Genomic DNA, 12,868 nt, shown 5'->3' on the forward strand with positions numbered 1-12,868 from the left:
TAAGCTCACCTGCGTTCTGGTCAGTACTGGAGTGAGCGATCCTCTGGGAAATCCAGTTCGCCGCCCCCACTCATACAGAGCCCACTGGACTTCGGTCCAGTGGGCTTTTTTCATTTATAGCGAGCGGTAATCGCTCGCTCGCACACCGCACAGACAGCGACTGCTCTCTCGGTCGAGACAGCGAAAACGCCCGACTCAGGTCGCACACCGTCAGGCTTAAGCACAAGACAGGGATACCAGTAACTGCGCCAAGGTGGCAGAGTTCGGCCCAACGCATCCGCCTGCAGAGCGGAACCCCCGCCGGTTCAAATCCGGCCCTTGGCTTTTCTCTTCGAACGCAACTCTCGCGAGCGACGCGTCTCGGTATCGAAGCAGCGACTGACGACGCTATCGTACGAGCCGCTGTTCGAGCGCGCTGACCGCGTCGGCGTCGCCCAGTTCGTGTGCGAGTTCGAGGGCGTCAAGTGCAGTCTTCCGCGCTCGAACCCCGGCTTCGACAGAGGAAAAGCACGCTGCAGCGCGTCGTAATTCGGCGAGTGAATCGGAAACGTCTCCGGTCTCACAGAGCGCCGTAGCGTACTGTCGGCGACACCGGCCTTCGAGAGCTGCCGTCGGGGCGGATTCGATTGCAGTTCTGAGCAGGGAAATCCCGTCGTCAGTCTCTCCCGACCGCACGTACACCTCTCCGAGCGTCACGCTCGCGAGCGTCCTCGGCTCGTCGCCGAGTCCGGACGCTCGTTCGTGGGCGCGTTCTGCGACCGTTCGCGCGTCGTCGAGATCGCCGCTGTCCAGGAGGGTTCGAGCGCGGACTGTCTGGAGTTCGGTCCGCTTCGACTCGTTTTCTTCGAGGAGGTCGATGGCGCGTTCGGCGTATTCGATGGCGGTCTCCGGTTCACCGAGTTCAGAGAGCGTTTGGGCGAGACCGTAGTACACGTCCCTTCGAATCCAATCGAACTCCGGGTCCTCGACGTCGTCGAGAAGCGATTCGTAGCGCTCGCGCGCGTCCTCGAGCGCGCCGCGGTCGAACGCTATCTTTCCGAGGTTGTTCGATGTCGACGCGATGCCGATGGAGTCGCCGATTTCGACGCGGATGTCGAGCGCGAGTCGGGCGTATCGCTCCGCTTCGTCGAGCGTCCCGTTTTCGAGTTCGATACGGCTGAGAACGGCGAGGCTCAGCGCTTCCCCCCACGGATACTGAATCTCGCGGCGAATCTGGAGACTCGTACGGGCGTGCGCTGCGGCTGACTCGAACTCTCGGAGCGTTATCTCGACGAGTCCGAGGTTCGCGAGCGTGCTCGCAACTTTCGTATCGTCTTCGAGGTCGCGGCGGAGTCCGAGCGCTCGCTGGTAGTAGACTTTCGCGGCCTCCGGATTGTCGGTCTGTGCCTCGATACCACCTAGTGCGTTCAACACGTCGCTGCGGCCCACCTCGTCGTCGATTCGACTGAATCGTTCGAGGGCCTCCTGTGCGTATTCGCGGGCGGGCTCGAACGAACCGCGGTAGCGTCCGACCTCGGAGAGTCCGGCAAAGCCGTCGGCGCGCGCGCGGACCAGTGCCGTCTCGTCGAGGCGCTCGTCGTCGAGCGACGCGAGCGACTCGAACTCTCGTTTGGCGCGTTCAAGTTCGCCCCCGTTGACGAACATGCGGGCGCGCCACCGACGAACGTCGAGTCGGAGCGTCCCGTCGCAGGCCCGCGGCACGTCGACGTCGGAGTAGTCGGTCTCGGCGTACAGCTCGGAGAGCGTCGGCGTGTTGACGCCGAGTTCGAACACGCTACGGACGAGTCGTTCTCCCCACGTCGCGGGGTCGCTCTCGATAGTGCGAACGATATCGGCGGTGCCGCCGAACACCGATTGGACGGTCCGGCGCGCGTCGCCGTCGTCGACGAGCGAGCAGAGCGCGTCGAGACATCGCTCGAACCGGCGGCGGGCGCGACGCTCGGATTCGAGGTCGAGCAGCCGCTGGAGGAAACGAGCGGACCACGTCTCGTGGACCGCGCGAACCCGCTCGCCGTCGGACTCGTCGTCGCCGAACGCGGAGTAGAGGACGGTCCGTTCGAGCGCGTCGAGCGCTTCTTCGACGACCGATTCGTCGCGCTTCGACTCGGTGAGCGCGTACGCGAGCGGCGGCGAGACGCCGATGCCCGAGGCGTTCAGGAGATTCACGAGAACGCCGACGTCGATGCCGAGTCGCTCGTCGACGCGTTCGAGGTCGGCGTAGACGGAATCGATATCGTCGAGGAGGCTCGTCGGGGCGGCGTTCCCTCCGGCTGCCGGCTCGGCGTGCCGGGCGAGTCGATGCAAAAAGAGATACATCTCTCCTGGTTCGAGGTCTCCGCCCTCGTTCGGGGTGAGTTCCTCGGGGTCGATATCGACGTTCGTTCCGACGGTCGCCTCGAAGTGCTCGACAAGTCTGGCCCGCTCGCGGGCGTCGACGACGGGAACGGGGACCACGTCTATCGATTGTCTCCGGTGGAATTCGAGGCGAGCGGTGCCGCGGAGCGAGTCGTCGCGCCACTCGCTTTCCCGACTGTCGAGGAGGAACGTCACGCGGTCGTCGTCGTCGAACTCGCGGACGAGTTCGAAGATGCTGTTCGCCTCGGTCCGGGTCGCGTCCTCGACGACGACGAGGACGTGCCCGCTGGCTTCGGCGAGGTACGACCCGAGGTGCGCCGCGGAGGTAAACGGGTCGTGCTGGCCGGACTTTCGGTAGAGGACGGTACCCTGCTCGTGGTCGTACCACCGGCACGCGACGGACATACAGACCGTGCTCTTTCCCGCGCCGGGCGGACCCGTCACGACGTGGTCGGTACCCGAGCGGAGACGGGAGAACAGGTCGTCAGTCACGTTCTCGCGTCCGTCTTCGGTCGGGCGTTCGCGGTCGAGCGCGTAACCGGCGCGGACCTCGCCGAGGTCGAAACCGGCGCGCCAACACGCCAGCGGCGGCGAGACGCCGACGCGGTCGAAGTACGCCGGAGCGAGTCGGGCGAACCCTTGCGACCGCAGCACCGTGGAGAGCGCCGGGCCGCGAATCGCTGCACTCCCACCGCGGTCGTCAGTTACGCTCCGGGGACCAGCCGTCGTCGCTTTACCGTCCGCATCGCCCGCTTTGGCGTCCGCGATGTCGGCTTCGGTTTCGGGAGCGTCACCGTCGGCGTTTCCGTTGAGGTCGAACGGGCTCGCGGCTTCCCAAATCGACTGCACGCGGCTCCGGGCCCACGCCACGGCGCGCTCGCTCGTGTTCTCGATGACGCAGCGGGCGCGCGCGTCGTCGTCGTAGGCGACTACCATCGCGTGGGGCGTCCCGTCGAGCGTCGTCTGCGCGATGGCGAACGGGGGAACCTCGCCGACCCGAAGCTCGCAGTCCGGGACGGTCTGTACGGTTTCGAGAAACGCCGGGTACGCCCGCCAGATAGCGGTGACGACGGAGTCGGGCGCGACGAACCGACAGGAGTGCCCGTCGACGAGCCAGGTCGTACACCGGTCGACGAACGTCTGACTCGGCAGGTACGGGAGGACGAACGTCCCGTTGGTCGTCGCTTTGAGCCTGTTTCCGAGCGCATCGAACGGGTGTGAGACGCGCGGGTCGGTCCGCAGTTCGTCGGCCCCGACGACGGCCTCGACCGGAAGCGGGTAGTCGGCGGCCGCTCCGGCGACGAACGAGTCGAGTTCGAGCACGTCGGCGGCGGCGTCGCGAGTGGCGCGAAACAGCGAAATGAACTGTCCGCCCTTCAGCGACGTGGTGTAGTCGCCGTCGTCGACGACGAACCCCGCGGCGGTCAGGTCGCGTATCGCGCGGTCGACCGTCGAGCGGGAGTACGGCAGCGCCTCGGTCAAGTCTCGCTTGTCGAGGCGCGTACCGTCCAGCGCGTTGAGGAAGTCGAACCGATCGGCGGCGAGTTCCAACTGTTCTGTGACGAGGTCGTCGTCGCGCGTCACGACCAACTCCCGGTTCGGCTCCGTCGAACGACTGGTCGGTATCTCATTGGCGGGAGGTTCGGCCAATAGTTTCAAAAACCCTTGTCAATCCACAGCTTCGACTGTTCGTCTGCACCGTCGTATTGGGGGCGGGAGTCGCCGCCGGCAGTCGCGCGACGCGGTGACACGCTCCGAGGAAAAGTAATCGTTATACGCCGCGTGGCCCATGCCGAAACCATGCAACGACGCGCCGCGGTCATCTCCGTCGTGTTCTTCCTGGTCATCGGTGCCGGTGCATACTCACTTATCGCGACTGCATCGACGCCGTCGGTCAGTTTCGAGAACCCCGAGTACTCGCTGGCACAGGGGGACGAGTTCTCCGTCCCCGATAGCGACCAGGCGTACACAGTGTCGTCGATAACCGAAGAGGAGGAGTCGGGCGGTCACGGTGGTGGCACCACGCTGGTCGGCTCTGGTGAACTCACCTACGTGAACGACTCCGCTCGCTTCACCGAGACGTGGGACAACGAGAGCACCGTCACGCTCGACGGCACGGACTACCGTGTCGAAATCGCCAACGTCTCCGACCCCACCGAGGCGACGCTGGTCGAACTGTACAACGAGACCGCAATCCTCCAAGCCGACTCGAACGCCGACAACGAGACCGTCACCCGTGACGGCGAGCGCTACGTCGTCGTCAACGATTCGACGCTCGTCTCGGTCGACGAGTACTTCCCGGCGAACGAGACGCGCACCGTCGCCGAAGGTGACTCCTTCGACTACAACAACCAGTCCGTCACCGTCGACGCGGTCGAGACCTCCGGCGTGACCCTCGAGTGGTTCGCGTCCGAGGAGAACACCGTCACCGTCGAAAACGAGGCGAATCTGACCCTCTCGGGACAGCAGTACCTCGCGTACTTCCCGGACGGCGAGACGCTCGTCCTGACGCAGAACTACGACAGCTACCAGGCACAACTGTCCGAAATCGACAGCTTCCACGAGACCGAAAACGGCCTCTGGGGCATCGCCATCGTCTCGTTCACCACGGTCATTCTCCTCATCGGCATGGCGTTCCTCCCGTCGCGGTACTGAACGCCCCGTCCGTCACCGTTTTTCGCGCGCTCCGACCGCCCCGAGCCACGCGGCTCCGGCACCGATGACGACCGCCGACAGCGACCCGACTATCTGGAGCGCGGCGACCGCGACGACCGACCCGCCGGCCGCGTAGCGCCACGGGGCGCTCGCGAGCGTTCCGAGGCCGACGAGAACGAGGAACGCGCCGACGGCGACCAAGAGCCACGGCTCCGTCCGCGCGGGGGTTCGAGTGGACATACCCTGAGAGAATCGCCGCGCGAGGACAAAAGCGAGACGGCGAAACGGACTACCGCCGGAGGAAGTCGAGGAAGCGGTAGTCGTGGTCCGGCGTGTAGGCCCGGAATAGGAGACTGTTCGTGAGGACGGACACTGACGACAGCGCCATCGCGCCCGCGGCGAACACTGGCTGGAGGAGGCCGAGCGACGCGAGCGGAATCATCGCGGTGTTGTAGCCGAGCGCCCAGAACAGGTTCTGTTTGATTTTCGCGAGCGTCCCGGCGGAGATGCGGATGGCCTTCACCACGTCGAGCGGGTCGTCGCGCATGAGCGTCACGTCGGCCGCCTCGATGGCGACGTCGGTTCCCGAGCCGAGCGCCGTGCCGACGTACGCGGCGGCGAGCGCGGGCGCGTCGTTGACGCCGTCGCCGACCATCATGACTCTCGTTCCGTCGGCCTGCAGGGACTCGACGGCGTCGGCCTTGTCCTCGGGGAGGACGCCGGCGCTGACGTTCTCGGGGTCGATGCCGACCTGTTCGGCGACGGCGCGGGCGGTCCGCTCGTTGTCGCCGGTAATCATGTGGACGGTCGCGCCACGGTCGCGGAGCGCGGCGACGGCCTCCGCGGCCGACTCCTTGATTTCGTCCGCGTCGGCGACGACGCCCGCGAGGTCGCCGTCGACCGCGACGAGCATCGCGGTCTTCCCCTCGCTTTCGAGGTCCTGGAGCGCGTCCTCGGCGGGGGCGGGGTCGACACCCGCGTCCGAGAGGAATTTGCGGTTACCGACGAGGACGGTTTTCCCGTCGACGGTCGCGCGAATCCCGTGACCGGGGACGTTCTCGAAGTCCTCCGGGTCGGCGAGGTCGAGGCCGCGGCCTTCCGCGCCGGCGACGATGGCGCGGGCCAGCGGGTGTTCGCTGTTGCGCTCGGCCGAGGCGGCGTACCGGAGCACCGCGTCCTCGTCGAGCGTCTCGTCGTCGGCGGTGACGACGCCGGAGCCGTCGGCGGCGGGGCCGACGGCGACCACGTCGGTCAGCGTCATCTCGCCTTTGGTGAGCGTGCCGGTCTTGTCGAAGACGACCGTCTCCACGTCTTTGACGCGTTCGAGCACGTCGCCGCCCTTGAACAGGACGCCGTTTCGCGCGCCGATTGCCGTCCCGACCATCGTCGCGGCCGGGGTGGCGAGGCCGAGCGCGCAGGGGCAGGCGATGAGCACGGCCGACGCGAAGACGACGACGGCGAACTCGAACGTCGAGACCGCGCCGCCCGCGGCGACGGGGCCGCCCGCGACGAGCCCCCAGACCGGGAGCGACCGGATGAAGCCCGCGAGCGCCTCGGGGAAGAGGAACCAGACGACGCCCCACAGGAGGGCGTTGGCGATGACCGCGGGCACGAAGTACGCCGAGATGCGGTCGGCGAGGTTCTGAATCTCGGGTTGGCGGCCCTGCGCCTCCTTGACGAGCGAGACGATCTGCTGGATTGCGGTCTCGGAACCGACCTTGGTCGCCTCGACCACGAGGACGCCGTTTTGGTTCACCGTCGAGCCGACGACCTCGTCGCCTTCGGCCTTCGAGACGGGGACGGACTCGCCGGTGACCATGGACTCGTCGACCGCGGAGTCGCCGTCGACGACGACGCCGTCGGTCGGAATCTTCTCGCCGGGACGGACCTTCATGCGGTCACCGACCTCGACCTCGTCGAGGGGGACCTCGCGTTCGGTCCCGTCGTCGTCGACGAGCGTCGCGGTGTCGGCTTCGAGTTCGAGGAGCGTTCGGAGCGCCTCCGACGCCTGTCCCTTCGAGCGGGCTTCGAGATAGTTCCCGAGCGTGATGAACACCAAGATGAGCGCGGCGGTGTCGAAGTAGAGGCTGCCGGCGAGGAGGCCGACGAGGACGGCGACGGAGTAGAGGTACGCCGTCGAAGACCCCATGGCGATGAGCACGTCCATGTTGGCGGTTCGGTTCCGGACGAGCGCCGTGTAGGAGTTCTCGTAGAACTCGCGGCCGAGGTAGACCTGCACCGGCGTGGCGAACGCGAAGCCGACCCAGCCCATGGGGACGCCCGTGCCGGGAATCGTCTCGGGGAGGCCGCCGCCGAACAGTTCGACTGCGAGCATCCCGAGGAGCGGCAGCGACAGCGCCGCGCCGAACAACGTCAGGCGCTTCTGTCGGCGAATCTCCTCGTTGCGGGCGGCGTCGCGGGCGTCTTCCGCACCCTCCTCGTCGCCGGCGTCTTCGCGGACGGGCGTGTAGCCGGCCGCTTCGACCGCCCGGTACATGTCGTCGAGGCTCGCGTCGGCGGGGTTGTAGGTGACGTGCGCCTCGTCGGTGGCGAAGTTGACCTCGGCGGCGACGACGCCCGGAACCGACTCCAGCGACTTCCGGTTCGCGTCGGCGCAGTTCGCACAGCTCATCCCGGTGATGCCGATGGTCCGGGTCTCCGAGAGCGCCTCGTAGCCGGCGTCCTCGACGGCGTCGTATATCTCGCCGAGCGATACCTCCTCGGGGTCGTACTCCACGGAACCCTCGTCGGTGGCGAAGTTGACGCTGGCGCTCGCCACGCCGTCGAGTGACTCCAACGCCTCGCCGACGGTGCGCGAGCAGTTCGCGCAACTCATTCCGCGGATGTCTAAGTGGGCCGTTCGGCTACTCATCTCATCTATACGTACGTGCCCCTCTCTTACCTCGATTGTCCCTTCAGAACCGAGCGTCATCGAGGGGCCGAACTTTGGATTCGAAACCGCTGGCTTCGAGGCTCAGTCGCCGTTCACGCCACCCACTCGTCGCCCGCCCGGTCAATCATCGTTCGCGCCGGCTTCGAGGCGGTCGTACCGGTCTTCGAACCGGCCGAGACAGGACGAACAGCAGAAGTGGTAGAGCGTCCCGCCGATGCGGGCGCTCTCGCCCTCGCTCGTCACCGTGTTGCCGCACTCGGCGCACTCGAGGGCGAAGCCGGTTCCGTTGACCGTCGGCGTCCACTCGGCGGATTCCACGAGGCTCACCTCGTAGTCGCGGACCCGCGAGAGGTCCACGAGCTTGTCCAACTGGGCGCGGACGGAGTCCCCGTCGAGCCGGGCGTGAACGGTCACTTCGCCGTCCGCCGCGACGAACAGGTGGTGGACCGGGTCTGCCGCTCGGAGGGCGTCGCGGACCTCGTCGACGAACTCCGGGCGGACGGTGAGTCTGACGAGTACGGGCGTCCCCCCCGAGAGCGTCGACTGGTCGAGGCCGACGGTGAATCGGCGAATGATGCCCTCCTCGCGGAGGCGGTCGATACGGTCGGAGACCGCCGGCGCGGAGAGGCCGACTTCGGCGGAGATGTCGCTGAAGGGTCGGCGGGCGTCTTCGGCGAGGAGTTCGAGGATGTGGAGGTCTGTTTCGTCGAGCGCGCGCATGCGACTCAGTTGGTACCACGATGTCATAGGTGTTCCTCGCGTTTGGCTTTCGAATCGAAAGTTAACGTCGGGAGTTTGTCGACCCGACGAAAGGGAAATCCACTAAATCGGGAAGCTCCTATCTCGAACCGCATGTCGACCACGCTCACCGTCACCGGGATGACCTGCGAACACTGCGAACAGCGCGTCGCCGACGCCCTCGCCGGCGTCGACGGCGTCGAGGACGCGACCGCCGACCGCGAGGCGGAGCGGGCGACCGTCGAGGGCGACGCCGACACCGACGCCCTCGTCGCGGCCGTCGAAGAGGCGGGCTACGACGCGAGCGCCTGAATCCGAGACGCGCCCGACCCGGACGGCGGGGAGAACTGGGTGTCACGACTGGGGGTACCGGTTCGATGCGCCGACCTGAACGGTTTTCACCGGCGACCCGCTACCCCCGACCATGCACGCGCGGTCGTGGGCGGCCGTCCTGTTCGCGCTCGTCATCGGACTCCTCCTCGCGCTCGGCGTCGTCCGACTCGCCGCCGGCGACACCGGCGACTTCGCGCGGAACGCCGGCATCGCCGCCCTTCTGACGGTTTTCGCCGTCGCGCTGGTCAGAGACTGGGCGTCGAACGCGGAGTGAGGGTCGGCGACCGGGAGCCTCGCCCGGCCGATTCCACGGGAATTTATCAACAGATTGTCTTTCACTTCGGGGGCAGGCGGTTACAAGAGGCCGCGGTCCCAATCCCGCCTGTGTCTCCACCGAGCGACGACGACTTTCGCACGCACTCTCCGACGGCCCCGATAGACGATACGCCGACCGTCTCGTGTTCGCGGTGCGGCGAGGAGTGGGACCTCTCGTACGAACTGGACGAGCTACAGCTCGGCAACCAGTCGGTCGAGCAGTTCGCGCTCGACCACCGTCGCCACACCGGACACTTCCCGGACGACGTCTCGCCGTGGGTCGTTAGCTGCCGACAGTGTCCCGACGGCGAGCAGTTCCTCTCCGAGGCCAGCGCCCGTCGATGGGCCCGCACCCACGCCCGCCACACGCGACACGAGGTGGCGATGGACCACGCCGACGACGACGGGGTCGTCATCACGCCCGAGTGAGTCGGGGGGACGGGTCAGTCTCGCCCGACGACGGCGGCCGTCGGCCGCGTGACCGGTGGAACCCACGACACCGCGTCGAGACGTATCTTCGCGTCCGCGCCCGCCGAGGGTACCGGTTCGAATCGACGTGGACGGCCCGCCGATTCCCAGTTTCCGAGGATTCGAAAATCGGTCCGGGTTTATAATCTCCCGGCGGCCCACGCTTCACATGTGAGGTGACAGACGATGGCCGCAACCGGCGAAATCGAGATGCTGGGGAACCGGATGGAGTTCGACTACGCCGAGGGCGTCACCGGCTACGTCCTCGTGTTCGCCCGACTGGTCACGGGGTATTGGTTCCTCCACGCGGGGGTGACGAAGTACCTCGCCGCCGAGCCGTTTAACGCGGGCGGCTGGCTCGTGAACGGCACCACCGGCGCGCCCGGCCCGGTCCACGCGTTCCTCGCGTGGGTCGGCCAGACGCCGTGGATGCTCGAGTTCACGAACTTCATGGTCCCGCTGGGCGAGACGCTCATCGGGTTCGCGCTCATCACCGGGGCTGCCGTCCGACTCGCCGCCGCCGGGGGGACGTTCCTCATGACGTTCTTCTACCTCGGCAACGCCGACTGGGGACACGGGCTGGTCAACGGCGACCTGCTGGGGCTCGTGCTGTTCCTCGTCGTCGGCGCGCTCGCGGCGGGCCGCATCCTCGGCCTCGACGCGTACCTCGAGGAGATAGAGTTCGTCCGCCAGCGACCGAAGCTCCGGTACCTCCTCGGCTGAGGGGATTTCGGCCACGCTGGGCCGCGTTCGTCCGGCAGTCTGCCGGCCTTTCTCTCGGACGTCGTTACCGCTGATTCGCGTGCGCCAGCCGCTTTGCGGGCCGTTCTCCGCGTGTCGGTGGATTTAGGAGTCCCTAAAATCCGAAAGTGGTTTATTGTATTAGGGACGCCTAAAACGTATGAACGAAGACGGAGCCGGCTTCGACCACGCGTTTCGACGGGCTGTTCTCACGGGGGCGGTCTGAGCCGTGACCGACCAAGGCACCGAACCCGACTCGACGGACGTGGTCGTCGTCGGCGGCGGTCCCTCGGGGTGCGCCGCGGCCGTCTTCACCGCGCGATACGGCCTCGATACCGTCGTTTTCGACCGGGGCAACGCCGCCTTCCGCCGGTGTGCGTACCTCGAAAACTACCTCGGCTTCCCCGCTGGTATCGGCGTCGACACCTTCACCGCGCTCATGCACGAACACGTCGCGGAGGTCGGCGCGGACTACGTCGCGGACATGGTCGTCTCGGTCGAGCGACCGGGCGACGATGCGGGTGGAAACGCGAGTGACGCCGACGAGAACGCGGACGCGAGCGAGACCAAGTCGAGCGTGTTCGACGCCGACGCCCGGCGCTTCGTCGTCCGTACGCAGGACGGCCGCCGGGTCGAAGCCGACTACGTCGTCGCCGCCGCGTGGTACGACGGCGACTACCTCCGCGGCCTCGACGACGAGGACGCGATGTTCGAGGAACACGACCACCACGGCGAGGTCCACGAGCACTTCGATTCCGACTACGCCGACGACGACGGGCGGACCCCGGTCGAGGGGCTGTACGTCGCCGCCCCGTCGGGCGAGCGGAACGCGCAGGTCGGTATCGCCGCCGGACATGGCGGCCACGTCGCCCGGTGTCTCGTCGAGGACCGCCGGCGCGAACGCGGCTTCCCCGGCGACCTCGCGGCCCACTACGACTGGCTCCGCGCCGACACCGAGTTCCAAGGCGAGTGGGGCGACCGCGACCGCTGGCGCGAGTGGTTCGAAAGCGAGGTCCCCGACGACGCCGACCTCGACGACGAGCGCCTCGCGGAACTCCGCGAGTCCTACATCGACCGGGCGTTCGACACCCGCCGGACCGACCACGAGGTCGAGACCGCCGAACCCCGCGGCATCCGGCGACTCGTCGAGGTGATCGGCACCGAACGCGTCCTCGACGCGCTCCCTGACGAGGCGCTCGCGGACTCCCTCGACGGACGCGAACTCGGAGGTGTCGAGCAGTGAGCGGGACGACGCCGACAGAACAGTCCTCGGGGTCGGTGCTGAACCGGCTGTTCGGCTGGATAGACGGTTCCCTCGTGTCGCTTTGTCTCGTCAGCCTCGTGGTCGTCGTGGCCGGCGGCCTCGTGCAGGTCAGCTTCGGCGCCTTCTCGATGACCATCGGCGAGGCGTGGCGCGCCGTCTTCGACCCCGCGGTCATCTTCGACCCGCAGGTCTGGCAGGTGTTCCTCCTCGGCGGCGAACTCCCAGACCTCAGTCGGCGGACGCTCATCGTCTGGAACATCCGGCTCCCGCGGGTGTTCGTCGCCGCTCTCGTCGGCGCGAACCTCGCAATCTCGGGCGCGATTTTCCAGGCGGTCACCCGGAACGAACTGGCCAGCCCGTTCATCCTCGGCGTCTCGTCGGGGGCCGGACTGCTCATCCTCCTCACGCTCGTCGTCTTCTCGGGGCTCGCGGCGTACCTCCCGCTTCTGGCGGCGCTCGGCGGGATGTTCGCGTTCGTCCTCGTCTACCTCATCGCGTGGAAGAACGGCACCTCGCCGGTCAGGCTCGTCCTCGCGGGCGTCATCGTCGGCACCGTCTTCCAGAGCCTCCAGACGGGGCTGTTCTTCTTCGTCGACGACATCGGCGTCGTCCAGTCCGCCATCGCGTGGACGACCGGCTCGCTCACCGGAACCGACTGGGAGCAGGTTCGCATGGCCCTCCCGTGGTCGATTATCGCTATCGGCCTCGCGCTCGGGAGCTCCCGACAGCTCAACGTCCTGCTTCTGGGCGAACAGACCGCCCGCTCGCTCGGGATGTCCATCGAGAAGGTCCGATTCGCCCTCTCGGGCGTCGCGGTCCTCGCGGCCGCGGCGAGCATCGCCGTCGCCGGCATCGTCGGCTTCGTCGGACTCGTCGTCCCGCACTTGGTCCGGAACGTGGTCGGCAGCGACTACAAGCGCCTCGTCGTCGGCTGTCTGTTCGCCGGCCCGGCACTGATGGTCGCCGCCGACGTGGGCGCGCGCCTCGCGCTCAACCCGATTCAGCTCCCGGTCGGGGTCGTCACGGGCCTCGTCGGCGGGCCGTACTTCCTCTACCTCATGCGCAAACAGCAGAACATCGGTGAAGTGTGATGTCCGAACAGCAAT

General features: G+C 67.3%; 11 protein-coding genes and 1 tRNA gene. 8 read left to right on the forward strand and 4 right to left on the reverse strand.

Going from position 1 to position 12,868, the window contains the following annotated elements:
• Positions 1–247 precede the first annotated feature (247 nt).
• A tRNA-Cys gene (locus C5B91_RS07090) sits at positions 248–324 on the forward strand.
• Positions 325–387: 63 nt separating this feature from the next.
• Here C5B91_RS07090 and C5B91_RS07095 read toward each other — a convergent pair.
• Complete coding sequence (locus tag C5B91_RS07095) at positions 388–3,939, reverse strand: tetratricopeptide repeat protein (protein WP_233514257.1); 3,552 nt, start codon at positions 3,937–3,939, stop codon at positions 388–390.
• A 216-nt stretch (positions 3,940–4,155) separates the two neighbouring features.
• Here C5B91_RS07095 and C5B91_RS07100 point away from each other — a divergent pair, with 216 nt between their 5' ends.
• A complete protein-coding gene (locus tag C5B91_RS07100) occupies positions 4,156–5,010 on the forward strand; it encodes a hypothetical protein (protein ID WP_115819779.1) in 855 nt (284 codons plus the stop codon).
• A 12-nt stretch (positions 5,011–5,022) separates the two neighbouring features.
• On the opposite strand, the gene C5B91_RS07105 is transcribed toward C5B91_RS07100, so the two are convergent.
• From C5B91_RS07105 to C5B91_RS07115, 3 genes are all read right to left on the reverse strand, one after another.
• Entirely contained in the window at positions 5,023–5,250 is a 228-nt protein-coding gene (locus C5B91_RS07105; RefSeq protein WP_049913687.1) for a hypothetical protein, read from the reverse strand.
• Positions 5,251–5,299: 49 nt separating this feature from the next.
• Positions 5,300–7,882, reverse strand: a complete 2,583-nt coding sequence (locus C5B91_RS07110; RefSeq protein WP_115819778.1) for a heavy metal translocating P-type ATPase — start codon at positions 7,880–7,882, stop codon at positions 5,300–5,302.
• 141 nt (positions 7,883–8,023) lie between these two features.
• The gene (locus C5B91_RS07115) at positions 8,024–8,623 is read right to left on the reverse strand and encodes an AsnC family transcriptional regulator (RefSeq protein ID WP_115819777.1); all 600 of its coding nucleotides are present in this window, start codon (positions 8,621–8,623) and stop codon (positions 8,024–8,026) included.
• Positions 8,624–8,755: 132 nt separating this feature from the next.
• Here C5B91_RS07115 and C5B91_RS07120 point away from each other — a divergent pair, with 132 nt between their 5' ends.
• The 6 genes from C5B91_RS07120 (at position 8,756) to C5B91_RS07145 (ending at position 12,853) form a co-directional block, all read left to right on the forward strand.
• The gene (locus C5B91_RS07120) at positions 8,756–8,953 is read left to right on the forward strand and encodes a heavy-metal-associated domain-containing protein (RefSeq protein ID WP_004976528.1); all 198 of its coding nucleotides are present in this window, start codon (positions 8,756–8,758) and stop codon (positions 8,951–8,953) included.
• Positions 8,954–9,065: 112 nt separating this feature from the next.
• Positions 9,066–9,248, forward strand: coding sequence for a hypothetical protein (locus tag C5B91_RS07125; protein WP_004976527.1), 183 nt, complete (start codon positions 9,066–9,068; stop codon positions 9,246–9,248).
• 110 nt (positions 9,249–9,358) lie between these two features.
• Entirely contained in the window at positions 9,359–9,718 is a 360-nt protein-coding gene (locus tag C5B91_RS07130; protein WP_004976525.1) for a hypothetical protein, read from the forward strand.
• Positions 9,719–9,943: 225 nt separating this feature from the next.
• Positions 9,944–10,480 carry a DoxX family membrane protein gene (locus C5B91_RS07135; RefSeq protein ID WP_008096692.1) on the forward strand — a complete coding sequence of 179 codons (537 nt, stop codon included), beginning with the start codon at positions 9,944–9,946 and terminating at the stop codon, positions 10,478–10,480.
• 247 nt (positions 10,481–10,727) lie between these two features.
• Positions 10,728–11,741 carry an FAD-dependent oxidoreductase gene (locus C5B91_RS07140; RefSeq protein WP_008096691.1) on the forward strand — a complete coding sequence of 338 codons (1,014 nt, stop codon included), beginning with the start codon at positions 10,728–10,730 and terminating at the stop codon, positions 11,739–11,741.
• A complete protein-coding gene (locus tag C5B91_RS07145) occupies positions 11,738–12,853 on the forward strand; it encodes an iron ABC transporter permease (protein WP_199519527.1) in 1,116 nt (371 codons plus the stop codon). Before C5B91_RS07140 ends, C5B91_RS07145 begins: the two co-directional genes overlap by 4 nt.
• Positions 12,854–12,868 lie beyond the last annotated feature (15 nt).

Origin of the sequence: Haloferax sp. Atlit-10N, from assembly GCF_003586325.1 — an archaeon.
Lineage (GTDB): Archaea > Halobacteriota > Halobacteria > Halobacteriales > Haloferacaceae > Haloferax > Haloferax prahovense.